This is a genomic window from Pedobacter sp. AC163 (assembly GCF_979258665.1).
Genome location: NZ_OZ409872.1, coordinates 1,949,934 through 1,965,800 on the forward strand (window position 1 = coordinate 1,949,934; position 15,867 = coordinate 1,965,800).

General features: G+C 43.4%; 10 protein-coding genes. 3 read left to right on the forward strand and 7 right to left on the reverse strand.

Translation table 11 applies throughout. The annotated features are described in order from the left end of the window. Positions 1–48: 48 nt before the first annotated feature. The 6 genes from ACZZZK_RS08215 to ACZZZK_RS08240 form a co-directional block, all read right to left on the reverse strand. Positions 49–5,589, reverse strand: a complete 5,541-nt coding sequence (locus tag ACZZZK_RS08215) for a beta strand repeat-containing protein (protein ID WP_463483725.1) — start codon at positions 5,587–5,589, stop codon at positions 49–51. 880 nt (positions 5,590–6,469) lie between these two features. Continuing rightward, complete coding sequence (locus ACZZZK_RS08220; RefSeq protein WP_463483726.1) at positions 6,470–6,787, reverse strand: hypothetical protein; 318 nt, start codon at positions 6,785–6,787, stop codon at positions 6,470–6,472. Between the two features lie 251 nt (positions 6,788–7,038). Next, positions 7,039–7,437, reverse strand: a complete 399-nt coding sequence (locus tag ACZZZK_RS08225; RefSeq protein ID WP_463483727.1) for a GreA/GreB family elongation factor — start codon at positions 7,435–7,437, stop codon at positions 7,039–7,041. A 519-nt stretch (positions 7,438–7,956) separates the two neighbouring features. Beyond that, on the reverse strand, positions 7,957–8,256 hold the full coding sequence (locus ACZZZK_RS08230) for a hypothetical protein (protein ID WP_463483728.1): 300 nt from the start codon (positions 8,254–8,256) through the stop codon (positions 7,957–7,959). A gap of 18 nt (positions 8,257–8,274) precedes the next feature. After that, positions 8,275–8,742: a DUF6428 family protein gene (locus tag ACZZZK_RS08235; RefSeq protein ID WP_463483729.1), complete on the reverse strand. Its 468-nt coding sequence runs from the start codon at positions 8,740–8,742 to the stop codon at positions 8,275–8,277. 33 nt (positions 8,743–8,775) lie between these two features. Next, a complete protein-coding gene (locus ACZZZK_RS08240) occupies positions 8,776–9,105 on the reverse strand; it encodes an ArsR/SmtB family transcription factor (protein WP_463483730.1) in 330 nt (109 codons plus the stop codon). A gap of 180 nt (positions 9,106–9,285) precedes the next feature. Here ACZZZK_RS08240 and ACZZZK_RS08245 point away from each other — a divergent pair, with 180 nt between their 5' ends. Together ACZZZK_RS08245 and ACZZZK_RS08250 are read left to right on the forward strand one after the other, a co-directional pair. Then, positions 9,286–9,489 (forward strand): hypothetical protein, encoded by a 204-nt coding sequence (locus ACZZZK_RS08245; RefSeq protein WP_463483731.1) that lies wholly within the window; start codon positions 9,286–9,288, stop codon positions 9,487–9,489. 210 nt (positions 9,490–9,699) lie between these two features. After that, complete coding sequence (locus tag ACZZZK_RS08250) at positions 9,700–10,065, forward strand: response regulator (protein WP_463483732.1); 366 nt, start codon at positions 9,700–9,702, stop codon at positions 10,063–10,065. A gap of 31 nt (positions 10,066–10,096) precedes the next feature. On the opposite strand, the gene ACZZZK_RS08255 is transcribed toward ACZZZK_RS08250, so the two are convergent. After that, on the reverse strand, positions 10,097–12,070 hold the full coding sequence (locus ACZZZK_RS08255) for a PAS domain-containing sensor histidine kinase (protein ID WP_463483733.1): 1,974 nt from the start codon (positions 12,068–12,070) through the stop codon (positions 10,097–10,099). A gap of 302 nt (positions 12,071–12,372) precedes the next feature. Here ACZZZK_RS08255 and ACZZZK_RS08260 point away from each other — a divergent pair, with 302 nt between their 5' ends. Further along, positions 12,373–15,501, forward strand: coding sequence for a PAS domain-containing protein (locus ACZZZK_RS08260; RefSeq protein WP_463483734.1), 3,129 nt, complete (start codon positions 12,373–12,375; stop codon positions 15,499–15,501). Positions 15,502–15,867 lie beyond the last annotated feature (366 nt).

Consider the following 15,867-nt stretch of genomic DNA (forward strand, 5'->3'; position numbering starts at 1 on the left):
CTGGCGGTGAGGTTCTTTTCCCTCACCGCCTGTTACCCTAAAACCTAATTAGTCTATTTTGTACCAATCTGTACCGTCACTTTGGATGCGGATGGTAGTATTGATGTTAAGTGTAGTAAAACTTGTTGTTTCGGATATTTTAACCGGAGCACTGAAAGTAAGCACATTGCTGGTTTCATCAGTTTTACGGATAATTAAAATCCGACCTTTGTTTGTTGCTGCAGCAGGAATCGTTAAAGTAAAACCTGCTGTTGTAGCATCTGCTAAAATGGTCACATCGGTAGCCAATGCCGTATAAGCTACGGTAGTTTTAATGATATTGCTTACCGACGTGTTGATGGCCGGAATCGCTCTCAATACACCTGTTACTGGGTCTGCCACTACAATTTTATCAGGTGTTGCGCCTGTGGTAATCCCAGGTTGTAAGCCCGCAATTGCCAGCGTATTGCTACCTGCTGTTGTATTTGTAGTTATTGTTGTAACTGGACGTATTAACACGCCTCCCAATTGAATATTGGTTGGTGTAGAAAAATTCAAACCGTTATCAACTGTAGCTGCAAATGTACCTGTATCTCCTTTCGGACCTTGAATACCTGGATCACCCGCCGGACCGGAAGGACCAATATCACCCGGATCTCCTTTCGGACCTGCAGGACCTGAAGAACCTACAGGACCTTGAATACCTTGAATACCTGCTGCGCCTGTTTCACCTGTTGGACCATTTTGACCTTCTGGTCCCCTGATATTTCCATTTAGAACCCACGAAGTACCGTTATTGATATAGGTATCGCCTGTTGTCGTGTTGATATAAGTATCACCATTAGTACCTGTGCCATTTGCAGGACTACCGGGACCGCTGGTTACTGAAGTACCGTTGGTACCAGTATCTCCTTTTGGACCAGCTAAACCCTGAGCACCTGCTACACCTGCCGGACCTTGAGGACCTTGGATACCATCAGTACCTGTATCTCCTTTCGGACCAGTCAAACCAATCGGACCCTGAGCTCCTGCCGGACCAGCAACACCTGCCGGACCTTGGATACCATCAGTACCGGTATCTCCTTTTGGACCTTTGATGTTTCCGCTTGGCGCCCATGTAGTACCATTGTAAACAAAGGTTTCACCTGTAGTGGTATTGATATAAGTATCGCCTGTAGCGCCTGTACCTGATGGTGCAGTAGTACCACTGGTTACCGAAGTACCATTGGTTCCGCTATCTCCCTTTGGACCTTTGATGTTTCCACTTGGCGCCCATGTGGTACCATTGTAAACAAAGGTTTCACCTGTAGTGGTATTGATATAGGTATCGCCAGTAGCGCCTGTACCTGATGGTGCAGTAGTACCACTGGTTACCGAAGTACCATTTGTTCCGTTGGTTCCATTAGTACCGTTTGTTCCGCTATCTCCTTTTGGACCTTTGATGTTTCCGCTTGGAGCCCATGTTGTACCGTTGTAAACAAAGGTTTCGCCTGTAGTCGTATTGATATAGGTATCGCCAGTAGCGCCTGTACCTGATGGTGCAGTAGTACCGCTGGTTACCGAAGTACCATTGGTACCGTTGGTTCCATTAGTACCGTTTGTTCCACTATCTCCTTTTGGACCTTTGATGTTTCCACTTGGTGCCCATGTTGTACCATTGTAAACAAAGGTTTCACCCGTAGTCGTATTGATATACGTATCGCCTGTAGCGCCTGTACCTGTTGGTGCAGTAGTGCCGCTGGTTACCGAAGTACCATTGGTTCCGTTGGTTCCATTAGTACCGTTTGTTCCACTATCTCCTTTTGGACCGTTAATATTTGTCCATGTTCCTGTGGTTGGATTATAAACCCATGTTCCACTGTCGTTGGTTACAATTGTAATGCCTGCACCCGGAGCACCTGGCGTACCTGAACCCGGAGTACCTGGCGTACCACTTGTTCCTGGCAAGCCCTGAACACCTACTACACCTGCATCACCTTTATCTCCTTTTGGACCATTGATGTTTGTCCATGTTCCCGTGGTTGGATTATATACCCATGTGCCACTATCGTTGGTTACAATCGTAATGCCTGCACCCGGAGCACCTGGAGTACCTGAACCCGGAGTACCTGGGGTACCGCTTGTTCCTGGCAAGCCCTGAACACCTACTACACCTGCATCACCTTTATCTCCTTTCGGACCATTGATGTTTGTCCATGTTCCTGTGGTTGGATTATAAACCCATGTGCCACTGTCGTTGGTTACAATCGTAATGCCTGCACCCGGAGCACCTGGCGTACCTGAACCCGGAGTACCTGGGGTACCACTTGTTCCCGGCATCCCCTGAACGCCTACTACGCCTGCATCACCTTTATCTCCTTTTGGACCATTGATGTTTGTCCATGTTCCTGTGGTTGGATTATAAACCCATGTGCCACTGTCGTTGGTTACAATCGTAATGCCTGCACCCGGAGCACCTGGCGTACCTGAACCCGGAGTACCTGGGGTACCGCTTGTTCCTGGCAAGCCCTGAACACCTACTACGCCTGCATCACCTTTATCTCCTTTCGGACCGTTAATGTTTGTCCATGTTCCAGTAGTTGGATTATAAACCCATGTGCCACTGTCGTTGGTTACAATCGTAATGCCTGCACCCGGAGCACCTGGCGTACCTGAACCTGGGGTACCTGGGGTACCACTTGTTCCTGGCATGCCCTGAACGCCAACTACGCCCGCATCACCTTTATCTCCTTTTGGACCATTGATGTTTGTCCATGTATTTGTTGCTGGATTATAAACCCATGTGCCACTGTCGTTGGTTACAATTGTAATGCCTGCACCCGGAGCACCTGGCGTACCCGAACCTGGAGTACCTGGGGTACCACTTGTTCCTGGCATGCCCTGAACGCCAACTACGCCCGCATCACCTTTATCTCCTTTTGGACCATTGATGTTTGTCCATGTATTTGTTGCTGGATTATAAACCCAAGTGCCACTGTCGTTGGTTACGATTGTAATGCCTGCACCCGGAGCACCTGGCGTACCTGAACCCGGAGTACCTGGGGTACCACTTGTTCCTGGCATTCCCTGAACACCTACTACACCTGCATCACCTTTATCTCCTTTTGGACCGTTGATGTTTGTCCATGTTCCCGTGGTTGGATTATAAACCCAAGTGCCACTGTCGTTGGTTACAATCGTAATGCCTGCACCCGGAGCACCTGGAGTACCCGAACCCGGAGTACCTGGGGTACCACTTGTTCCCGGCATGCCCTGAACACCTACTACACCTGCATCACCCTTATCTCCTTTCGGACCATTAATATTTGTCCATGTTCCCGTGGTTGGATTATAAACCCACGTGCCACTGTCGTTGGTTACAATCGTAATGCCTGCACCCGGAGCACCTGGCGTACCCGAACCCGGAGTACCTGGGGTACCACTTGTTCCTGGCATTCCCTGAACACCTACTACACCTGCATCACCTTTATCTCCTTTCGGACCGTTAATGTTTGTCCATGTTCCAGTAGTTGGATTATAAACCCATGTGCCACTGTCGTTGGTTACAATCGTAATGCCTGCACCCGGAGCACCTGGCGTACCTGAACCTGGGGTACCTGGGGTACCACTTGTTCCTGGCATGCCCTGAACGCCAACTACGCCCGCATCACCTTTATCTCCTTTTGGACCATTGATGTTTGTCCATGTATTTGTTGATGGATTATAAACCCATGTGCCACTGTCGTTGGTTACAATTGTAATGCCTGCACCCGGAGCACCTGGCGTACCCGAACCTGGAGTACCTGGGGTACCACTTGTTCCTGGCATGCCCTGAACACCTACTACACCTGCCTCACCTTTATCTCCTTTTGGACCATTGATGTTTGTCCATGTTCCAGTAGCTGGATTATAAACCCATGTGCCGCTATCGTTGGTTACAATCGTAATGCCTGCACCCGGAGCACCCGGCGTACCTGAACCCGGAGTACCTGGGGTACCACTTGTTCCTGGCATTCCCTGAACACCTACTACACCTGCATCACCTTTATCTCCTTTCGGACCATTGATGTTTGTCCATGTTCCTGTGGTTGGATTATAAACCCATGTGCCACTGTCGTTGGTTACAATCGTAATGCCTGCACCCGGAGCACCTGGCGTACCTGAACCCGGATTACCTGGGGTACCACTTGTTCCCGGCAAACCCTGAACGCCTACTACACCTGCATCACCTTTATCTCCTTTTGGACCATTGATGTTTGTCCATGTTCCTGTGGTTGGATTATAAACCCATGTGCCACTGTCGTTGGTTACAATCGTAATGCCTGCACCCGGAGCACCTGGCGTACCTGACCCCGGAGTACCTGGGGTACCATTTGTTCCTGGCAGAGCCTGAACGCCAACCGTACCTGCATCACCTTTATCTCCTTTTGGACCAACTACATTAGTCCATGTATTTGTTGTTGGATTATAAACCCAAGTTCCGCTGTCGTTGTTTACAATGGTAACACCTGTACCAGGAGCACCAGGCGTACCTGAACCTGGGGTACCAGGAACTCCAGAAGTGCCAGGAAGACCTACAATTCCTGCATCTCCCTTATCTCCTTTTGGTCCGTTAATATTTGTCCATGTTCCTGTGGTTGGATTATAAACCCATGTTCCACTATCGTTCGTTACAATCGTAATGCCTGCACCCGGAGCACCTGGCGTACCTGAACCCGGTTTACCCGGTGTACCTGAAGTACCCGGCATTCCCTGAACACCTACTACACCTGCATCACCTTTATCTCCTTTTGGCCCATTAATATTAGTCCATACTCCTGTTGCCGGATTGTAAACCCATGTACCACTATCATTAGTGACAATGGTAATCCCTGCAGCCGGAGCACCTGGTGTACCAGCGCCTGGTTTACCCGGTGTACCTGAAGTACCCGGCATGCCCTGAATTCCTACTACACCTGGATCTCCTTTATCTCCTTTCGGACCATTAATATTGGTCCATACTCCTGTTGCCGGATTGTAAACCCATGTGCCACTATCGTTGGTTACAATGGTAATGCCTGCAGCCGGAGCACCTGGCGTACCAGCACCTGGTTTGCCTGGAGTACCCGAAGTACCTGGCATGCCCTGAACACCTACTATACCTGGATCTCCTTTATCTCCTTTCAGACCGTTAATGTTGGTCCATGTATTCGTTGTTGGATTATAAACCCAGCTTCCGCTATCATTGGTTACAATGGTAACGCCAGCTCCAGGGCCTCCTGCTGTTCCAGGAGTTCCTGGCGTGCCTGTTCTGCCTGGTTGATTTTCGACTAGAATGGAATTACTGCTTCTTACAAAAACCCATTTGGTACCGTCGTTATAGTAAATACCAGGTACCACATCATTTGCGGTAGCCAGGTTATATACCATCATACCCGCCACGTGCGCACTAAGCGGCGCCGGATTGGTTGTTTGGATTAAATTAACCCGGGTGTGCAAAAAGCCTTTGTTGTTGCTTTCTAACTCAAGAATTGCATCTTTGTTAGGCAGATTACCAGTATTAATGGTACCATCTTTTATCTTTTGCTGCGCAAAAGCCGTGGTGGCACCTAAAAGTAAAACTGTTAGACTGAGGAGTAAATGTTTATTCATCTAATTTAAATCTAGTTTGTTTGATCAACTCGGACATTTCATTAGCAGGGAGTTAGGGAATGCTAATAGTATTACGTATGAGAATTTCTCCTCACACAGTAACTGGCCAACGCTTCACACATTCAAACCATCAGCCAAAAACTCAAAAATGGGTAGAGGAAAGAACAGTGGACTTTCTCCAATTTTAGCCTAACATAGAACGGGTAAAAAATTACCCTATAATTATAATAATGAGTATAAATTTCCCCGTATATCCCCAACAATTTCCCTAGATATTCCTGGATCTTTCGCGGGTGAGTGATCTTTACGAATTCACTTAAAATGAATGCTTTATAAGATGAACTTCATTTCAAAAATACACCTACCACCCGGAAAAATCTCGTTCATCAATATCAAAAGCAATGGCCAGCTTTCGCCGGCCATGCCTGATTATTTTATGGTTTTAAGGATTCGCCAGCAGATCAGCAACACCAAGCCAATAGGGATAAGATAGACTAACCAATTAAAGCCTAATTTCGTTTGCTGGCGATCCCCACGCTTCAATTCTGATTTTGATTTTTTACTTGTTGTGGTATTTTGATGAGCGCTTAACTGCTCCCGCGACATCGACTTTACCACTTTTTGTTCTTTCCGTATGATGCTCATTTTATCCATCTCGCCTTCAATCGGGCCATCCGCACTGATGCTTATTTTCTCTTCGGATAAAACTCCATTCTGCTCTCTATGTTAGCACTATCATTTATGATCTTCCATTCCGAGTACTGAAGCCATTGATTTTCTTTTCGGTTCACCTCCATCTGTTCGGTGGAGGATAATCTGGCGTTCGACTTGTGCAAGACCTTGCAGCCAGATAGCATTAAACATATCGTCAAAAAATATCTCATGGCCTGGCTCCCTTCTCCATATCGAAAATCCAATTGGCGTAAACCGCAATGTTTCGCCGATGCCTGATTTTAGCATAAACCCCATCCCCTTCCCTACTGCCCGCCACATTGGTATTGCCTTCAATGGTATAGATCCAGTTGCTTTTCTGTTTCACGACGAAACCACAATGCGCAATCCTTTTCAGTTCCGGAAAATAAATACCAAACACCACTGCTGGCCTAATCAGCTTTGTTTTTCGGCTAAAGGGAAATAATGCCGGGCTCCAGGCAATACGGAGTTCCTTCACTCCAGTTTGCCCAAATACCCAACTCACAAATGCGGAGCATCAAGGATCGCCTTTCTGATTGCCCGTGTAGGCCAGATATCGCTGTAGCAAATGTCCATCATTCTTTCCAGTAGCCTCCCGAACACCAAGTTGTGCTTTTGCAATGGCAAGCAACTGAGCGCCACTAAGTAAGGCTGCCGGGCTTTGCAGCCTCCGGATTTGAACTGACCTGCCGGCCTCCCGACTCAGGACCAAAGACTCGCGACTGGCTAAAGCACTGCCGCCAATGCGCCCACGATTTACAAAGGTGGAAGAACATCGATGATGTTAAACACTTTCATTCCCACGGGGACTTTCCATCTAACCGTTTCACCCTTTCTAAACCCGATAAGTGCTGCAGCAATCGGAGTTAATACCGAAATCTTTTTCGCTTTGATATCCGCATTTTGAGGCAACACTATTGTAAGTTCCATTATCGTTCCGGTACTTTCCTCCTGGATCCAAACCTTTGAATTAAGTCGCACCGCATGTGGTGGAAAAGCATCATTTTTTAGGATAACCGCCCTGCTCAATTCTGCTGACAGAGACATCTCAGCGGAGTTTTGCTTTTGTTTAGTGAAATAAGGCTTTAAGAGATCAAAGTCTTGCTGGGTGATCACCACCGGGGTGTTTTCATTTAAATTCATATCTATAGTCATTAATGTATTTTATATCCTGTAAGAAAGGTCTGCTCGAAAGAGGCTGTGTTCTTCCTTTAACACAGGATTGAAAAGTGAATTTCTCACGTTAAGCTAATCAGGATTAAATTAACTCGCGATACAGCTTTTGGTTAGAAAAGGTATCGGGTAAAATTCCAAATGGTGGTGTTAAGAAAAGAGGTGCTAAACCCCAGGCCGAAAAGTTATCGAAGGCATGGGGTGAGATTATCAAAATCTTTAAAAGAAGATAGACAATAAATCTCGTCGTAAAATAGGTAAGTGTAAAGCGAAAAAACACCATACTTACCAAGCAAAACTTTCTCGGGTGAGAAAGTGCGAATGTGGCAAATATTTTTTTGATGTGGTCTCACATATCAAATATATCCAAAAAATACAACATTTAACAACAGCTCTATTTCCTGTTTAAGGTTTTAACATTAAACAGACAAGCCTGCTGGGGGATCGAAATACGATGATCGAGAGATTGGATGCGTGTTAGCATAGTAATTAGCCAGGCCATTACCTACCCAAGATAGATGGCGATGAGGCCGTAGCGGATGTTCCGCCCGAATAGCAGCAGACATTCTTAATGCCATAATAAGCTGCAGCTGTTTGCGCCCATACTTGTGAAAGATGGCTTCTACGTGAATTGTGTGTGCAAATAAAATTGAGGCGTAGCTCGCTCTGAGTAGCTTGTTTCTGCTGAGTATAGTCTACTAAAGGTTGTAATAACGTTTTGCGTTCTGATGGGATGCTGTCAAAACGAAAAGCCTTAACTACACCTTCAAGTTCCTGAAAAAGTTTTGTGTTCATGATCATATTTATCAGCCTTGAAAATTAGCAGCACCCACCACCTGGAGTACAAGTTGAACCTGAAGCCAGATTTACCAGGTTAATTTCTTGTTTCTCAGCCGGAACACCACATTTGTCCATAGCTAAACAAGCCGTTTTCTTGGCCAGCAAAAGAAAGTTCTGCCCATCAAAGCCCAGGTCGTACTTACCAATAGTTTCTGCCTGATACTCTACTTCAATTTCCAGATCTTCCATACCTAAAACCTTTTCTGAGAGGGAAATGATTTGGAGTAACTTCCCTGCTTTTAAGCGGTGTTCCTCATCGGCAGCATCCCATAACTGGAAGTTAGCTACTTTTTCATGGCGTACAGTTCCACCACAGTCTATAAAATCTTTGGTAATAATTCCCACTTCGGTTACATGGAAATGTTCGGGCACCATATTGCCATTTTCCAGTTTAAAATTCACTCTTTCAGCTGTTGTAAGTATTGTCTTTATTTCAGATAGTTTCATATTATATGTTTTTATAGTAATAGGCAAAAAAAGTTAACAGCAGGTAGTTTCGCCTTTATAAGAAGCTAAAAATCCACCAAGCTGTGTTTCTAACAGTTTCCACATTTTAGGATTAATACAGTAGCATACACTTACACCTTCTATTGTGCCTTGGATGATACCGGATAATTTCAATTCTTTCAGGTGCTGAGAAATAGTTGCCTGAGCCAGACCAAGCTCGCCTACTAAATCGCTGCAGATACAAGTATTTGAAATGATGATTCTTTGCAGGATAGCGATCCGGGCAGGGTGCGCAATTGCTTTTAGCAAGGTAGAAAGACGGTTCTGCTCTGCAGTAAATATCTCTGATTTTGTAAGTCCCATAATGATATATCGCAATATTACGATACACCTATCAGAAGTCAAAATAATTTGGTTTTTATTTTTTTAAACAGACATACTTAATCATGAAAATTAAATTAAATCTTAACCTGTTGGTCGGATGATGTTTCAAAAAAATCAATTTATTAATTATACCGTTACATTTTCTTTAAAATCTATCCAATGATGATAACCTATAAACTGGGAAAGGCTGTTGAGGATAAATGGCGAAAACTGGGAAGCTATTGGCAACAGGCCAAAAAATCGTTTGATATTGGTAAGGGAAACGTAATTCTGATCCTGCTTAAATATCTCAATGGAAATAATTTTACAGTTATTTTCATTGATATCCTCCATCCCACAATGCAACAGGATGCCTTTTCTTAGTAGCAGGTAATAGTCGTTGTCGCCCATATTGCTTATGTTAACAGCTGGTTAGAAATTACCCATACAAATTATTGAAAATTTAAAACTCTTCCCTGCTACCACTGTAAATAATTTGCTACGTTGAAAAAGACGTCGCTTACACCTTCTTAGTATTGAAATAAAAACTTAATATTTTACTTACATTTACAACCATATTTAAAGAATGGTATTATGACCAAAAATAAGATTTTGGTAATTGATGATGATGTTGAATTGCTTGAAGCACTTGAAGATTTTCTTTGCACCGAAGGTTTTGAAGTGAGATCATCGGCTAACCATCAATCAATTGATAAGCTTAATGAGGAGTTTCGCCCTGATTTAATTATTCTGGATATAGCCCTTGGAGATGGCGACGGCAGAACCATTTGCGATGAGCTTAAAAACAGCGATGCCACTGCCCACATCCCTATACTGTTATTAACAGGGTTGAGTTACCAGGATATTTCCGAAATCGAATGTCTGGCAGATGGTATTATTGGAAAGCCATTTGAAAGCAGCCACCTTTTGCTCAACATCAAGGAACTCATTTTAAATTAAAAAGAGCTAAGTCCCATCTTGATACAAAAAACTAGGCTGGAAGCTCAACGATAAATGTAGCCCCTGCTCCTTCCCTACTTTCGAGTTTTATCTCTCCTTTATGAAGCTCGATAATTTCTTTGCAGAGATAAAGGCCGATTCCAAAACCTGCAATTGATCCCATGTTTGGACTTTTTATCCGGTAATAGCGTTCAAAAATTTGTTGCTGGTCTTGCTCATCAATTCCCATTCCATGGTCCTTCACCACAATCGCGACTTTTCCATTCTTAGGTTTAGAGTAGGAAATATTGATGTCGCTACCAATTGGTGAATATTTCACGGCATTTCCGATGAGGTTATGAATAACCTGTGAGATTTTGTCTCTGTCGGCATAAAGGTCAACACTTTCGTTCTTTTCAAAAACAATTCTGTGGGTATGTACAGTAGAATGAACTTCGTCTTCGAGTTCATAAAACAATGCTTTAAGATCGAAAGAAGATTGTGCCAACAGCATTTTACCAGAATCCAGTCGGGATATATTTAGAAAGCCATTGATCATGGAAGTCATGTTGCGTACCTGGCGGAGTGATTTTTCGAGTATGCCTTCCAGCTTCTGATCTCCGGAAAGCATAGCGTTACGCTGCATGAGCTGCTGATAAGCATTAAGAGAGGTAAGCGGCGTTTTCAGTTCATGACTGACCATGGCCATGAAGTCATCTTTCCTTTGCTCATCCTTTTTTTGTTCGGTAATATCACGCAAGGTTCCGTTTAAACTCACCACATTTCCATTATTATCGTAAAATACTTTACCACGGGCCTGTACAAGTCTTCCGTTTGGATCCTCGGGATTAAAGATGCGGTATTCAATAAAATAATTCCCGTTTGAGGTAGCGCTCAGCGATTCCATGATGGCCTCTTCTACCCTGGCCCTATCTTCATCCAAAATACTGGAAAATGCAATACCCAAATCGATATTTTGAGCTTCAGGAAGTCCAAACCATGACTTTAATAATGCATTGCCAGAGAAAAGATTTGTTTTCGGCTCATAAAAAAATGTGGCAAGATCTCCTGCCTCTACGGCCAGCAAAAGCATTTGTTGATCTTTCTCACTTGCCCGTCGATCAAGTACGAGTTGTGTAATTTCCTCCAGAATCACCAATACGCCACTCACTAATCCATCGGAGGAGAATACGGGTTGATAAATTGAATTAACGATAGCTTCACGCAAGCTGCCGTGGTCTCTTAATCTGACGGTAAATTCATTGTTTATTCGTCGCTGCCCTGTCGTAAATACCTCATTAAGCCATCTATTAACTGGCTGGCCGATAAGTTCGGGTCGGGCCTTTTCATGCGGAAGCCCCTCAACCTCTGAAAGTGAACGTCCCCAGATTTTTAAAATGGCTGGGTTGGCAATCTCTATGATATGCTCCGGACCTTGCAACATTGCGATTCCTACTGGTGCCTGTTCAATAATTGTTCTGATATGTTCGCGACTTTCTCCGAGCAGCTTCAGCGAGGTGCTCAGGTCTTCGTTGGTAGAACTCAGCTCTTCCATGGTAGCCGCCATCTCCTCCATCAGCGATTGTTCTTTCTCTTCTTTTCTCTGAATCCGCTCCAGATATTCCCGTCTCGAACTCACCTTCCGGGCGGTATTTAGGATACACCAGGTTCTGCCTTCCTTGTTTAAAAGTGCTTTATACTCATAATCATAATAATCAGTAGTAGAAACTCCGTTTTTGATCACATGAACTGGCGCATCGCTTACGGAATAAGTTTGACCAGAACGCCACACCTGTTGAAGCAGACCGAGGAAAGGTTGACCTTCTAGCTCAGGAAGCGCCTCCATCAGCGGTTTTCCGATTACTGAAGGGTTTTTCCCCCAAACCTCCAGCATTCCTTCATTTGCAAAACGGATGATCATATCCTCATCGGTATATATGGCTGTTGCCTCTGGCGAGCATCCTAGGGCCTGGATGATTAGCTCTCCACTAAAATCCTCCCGGGATGATTGTTCTTCGATATTCATGGAATACCAAAGATAGAAAAATTGCCCTATGTAAAGGATATGCAGCGCTAAGAGCTTTGTAGTTTTTTTTTTGCACAGCCCTGTTCACAATCTATCCTATAATGAATATAAAAATGAAGTACCTACCCGTCTGAATCATTCATCTACCGAAATGATTGACAATAAGGTTATTCATTTTTTGGTGAACCCAAAACCGATCAGCATATCATCTGAAAAAACTCAAATTTTACCAAACCAAATTAAAGCTATTCCGTTAATAATAGGCTACAGAACCTTTAATCCGACAAAAAATAGAAACTTAGATGAATCCTTCGCCCACCCGGTTTACCGATACAAAGTTATTAGAGATCCTATCGAAAGTGCCTAATGCTACGGCCATTTATTCAACTGAAGATATTTATATTCATTTTGCTAACGATGCAATGATATCCCTATGGGGAAAAGATCGCTCTGTTATCGGAAAAACAATTGCAGAAGCGTTGCCTGAAATTGTTGGGCAACCGTTTATTAGTATCCTGAAAGAAGTTTGGAAAAGCGGTGATACCTACGAAAGCAAAAATACCCCTGCAGAACTCTTAGTAAATGGACAGCTACAGCTATTTTACTTCGATTTCAGCTATCAGGCAGTTAAAAATCAAGTCGGTGAAACAGAATACATCTTACACACTACAACCGATGTGACGGAGATAAACAGGATTAGAAATATTGCCGCTGAGAGCGAAGCAAAAGAGAAAGCCCTTGCACACGAACAAGAATTGAACATTGAACTGGCTTCGACAAATGAGGCGCTCGCCGCTTCGATGGAGGAGTTAAATACTACTAATGAAGAACTTCAGCAGAGCAAAGAGAATTTCAGGTTATTGAGTGAGGCCCTGGAGCGCAAAGTAACCGAGAGGATTACTACAATTGCCTATCTAAACCAGGAACTTGAGGCTTCAAACGAAGAAATCCGGGCATCAAATGAGGAGTTAGCGGCAACAAATGAAGAGCTTATTCAAAGCAATCAATTATTGTTTGATAGTTCAGCAAAACTGGAACAAACCCTCGCCAATTTAGCCGAAAGTGAATTTCGTACCAGAAGCATTATCGAAAATGCACCTTTCCCTATCGGTGTTTATACCGGTAAAGAAATGACGATCACTTTTGCCAATGCATCCATTATTGGGGTTTGGGGAAAAGGCAGCAATGTAATTGGAAAACGTTATGCCGATATTTTGCCTGAACTGGATAACCAGGCGGTTTTTGAGCAGTTGGACCAGGTATTTACGACAGGGAAATCTTTCGAAGCCAGAAACCAACGTTTGGTGTTAATTGTAAATGGGGTACCTCAGGTTTTTTACTTCAATTATATTTTTACCGCACTACGTAATGAGGCGGGCGAAATTTATGGCGTAATGAATACGGCTGCTGATGTTACCGATGTGGTTTTGGCTAAGCAAGCACTGGAAGCTGCGGCTCAGGAAAAACAAGAACTCAATGAAGAACTGGCGGCTATAAACGAAGAGATGGTGGCCATTAATGAGGAGCTCACCGCATCAAATGAAGAACAGGCTCGGTTTAATGATCAACTCTCATCCATTTATGAAAAACTTAAAGTTAGTCAGGATGAGTTGGAACTCGCTATTGATGCAGCTGGTTTAGGAACATTTGATTTGAATCCTTCAACAGGTCGTTTTACAGGCAATGCACTTACGAAAACATGGTTTGGCTTACAACCGGAAGACGAAATCGAATTGAATAAGGCTACCGATGTGATTCACATAACAGACAGACAAAGGGTTATCGATACCATTCAAACTGCATTAAAATTTGATTCAGGCGGCTATTACGACACCACTTACACCATTCAAACTACCGAGCAAGCACGGGGGCGAATTGTTAGGGCAAAAGGTAAGGTACTTTTTAATGAACGGCAAGAAGCCATCAGGCTGAGCGGTGTTTTACTTGATGTTACAGAGCAAGTAAATTCTACAGAGAAAATGGCCGCCCTGCTCGATAATCTTGCCAGAAGTGAACAGAAATTCCGCTCCCTCATCCAGCAAGCTCCGGTAGCTATCAACCTGTTTAAAACTGATGAATTTATCATAGATAGCGCCAATGAAAAGATGCTCGAAATTTGGGGACTAACGGAATCTGTCAATGGCAAAAGGTTATTGGAAATACTGCCGGAACGAGCTAATCAGCCACTATTGAGCATTTTAAATGATGTTCTGGCGACGAACCAACCATATTTCGGCGTGGAGAATAAAATGTATATTTTTAAAAATGGGGTGCCTGAAGAAAGATATTTCAATAGTATTTATCAACCCATTAAAGGAGATGAAGATAACATTGACGGAATTTTACAAATAGTGACTGAAGTAACTGAGCAGGTTAATGCTAAAAAGGAAGTGATTGAGATTAACAACCGATTAAATATCGCCATCGAGGCTGGTGCATTGGGTTCTACCGAGATAGATTTAGCAACAGGTGATATGGTTTGTAACGATCGGTTTAAGATTTGTTATGGCTGGCCTTTAGACCAGAAATTTACTTATTCTGATTTACTGCAAGCCATGCTTCCAGCTTATCGTGAGCGTATTCCTCAGCTCATTAACGAGGCAGTTAAACATCAACAGGTTTATCAGGCGGAGTATGAAGTGGGTTGGCCAGATGGATCTGTACATTGGGTTAGTGCACACGGAAAGGGAAGATACGATAACGACGGTAAAGCCACCAAATTGGTTGGTATTGTATCAGATATCACAGAAGTGAAGGCCGATGAGCAACGAAAAAATGATTTCATAGGCATGGTTAGTCACGAATTGAAAACGCCACTTACTTCACTTACGGCCTACATTCAATTATTGCAAAGTAAGGCTGATCAAAATGGAGATGCCTTTGCACTTAATGTATTGGAGAAAGCGAACAATCAATCGAAAAAAATGGTTAATATGATCAATAGCTTTTTAAATGTTTCCAGACTGGAATCGGGAAAAATCCATATTGAAGCAGAACATTTTGATCTTTCCATTTTACTAAAAGAGATCGAAGAAGAATTTAATGTGGTGATTAACAGCCATCAGTTTACTTTTAAAACCGAACAGATATGGGTTACCGCGGATCGCGAAAAAATCGGGCAAGTCATTAATAATTTCATCTCCAACGCCTTAAAATACTCGCCAACTGCAAGCAATATTACTGTATCGTGTGCGGTTGACAATGGATCAGCTGTGGTTGCCGTGAGCGATGAAGGAATTGGAATTTTGCCTGAAGATCAGGGTAATCTTTTTGAAAGATATTATCGGGTTACCAATCAGCCACAAACGGTATCTGGTTTTGGAATCGGACTTTATCTTTGTGCCGAAATTATTAAACGGCATCATGGTAAAATTTGGCTGGAGAGTGAAGTAGGTAAGGGATCGATCTTCTATTTTAGTTTACCACTATAGTACGATTCTGTTAAGAATTTAAACTTAGAAAGCGGTCTATTATCTCAACAAAGTTAAGCGCACCCATTCCCTAAATTATTTTATTTCGTATTGTAAATGGCATGAAACCTATTGAAGCATCGATCACATTTATATCGTTTCACCGGGATAAAATTTAAAATATTTTTAAACAGATAGGTTCTAGAGATGCGGTAGGTTTCATGGTTCCTACACCTTGGACAGGCTGGACACGTCGCAACCTTAATTGCAGGCAAATTTTCAATCATAATAAGGATAGTCTCTTGGGATATAAGAGAACTAACAAATATCGACTATTATTCTGGAGATTGTATGAATTTTATCTACCCAATTGGTGAATTTGTCGAT

Excerpts from the sequence above, each read along its gene's own strand:
- ACZZZK_RS08215 (WP_463483725.1), bottom strand. The coding sequence starts at position 5,589 with ATGAATAAACATTTACTCCTCAGTCTAACAGTTTTACTTTTAGGTGCC.
- ACZZZK_RS08225 (WP_463483727.1), bottom strand. The coding sequence starts at position 7,437 with ATGACTATAGATATGAATTTAAATGAAAACACCCCGGTGGTGATCACC.
- ACZZZK_RS08230 (WP_463483728.1), bottom strand. The coding sequence starts at position 8,256 with ATGATCATGAACACAAAACTTTTTCAGGAACTTGAAGGTGTAGTTAAG.
- ACZZZK_RS08235 (WP_463483729.1), bottom strand. The coding sequence starts at position 8,742 with ATGAAACTATCTGAAATAAAGACAATACTTACAACAGCTGAAAGAGTG.
- ACZZZK_RS08240 (WP_463483730.1), bottom strand. The coding sequence starts at position 9,105 with ATGGGACTTACAAAATCAGAGATATTTACTGCAGAGCAGAACCGTCTT.
- ACZZZK_RS08245 (WP_463483731.1), top strand. The coding sequence starts at position 9,286 with ATGATGATAACCTATAAACTGGGAAAGGCTGTTGAGGATAAATGGCGA.
- ACZZZK_RS08250 (WP_463483732.1), top strand. The coding sequence starts at position 9,700 with ATGACCAAAAATAAGATTTTGGTAATTGATGATGATGTTGAATTGCTT.
- ACZZZK_RS08255 (WP_463483733.1), bottom strand. The coding sequence starts at position 12,070 with ATGAATATCGAAGAACAATCATCCCGGGAGGATTTTAGTGGAGAGCTA.
- ACZZZK_RS08260 (WP_463483734.1), top strand. The coding sequence starts at position 12,373 with ATGAATCCTTCGCCCACCCGGTTTACCGATACAAAGTTATTAGAGATC.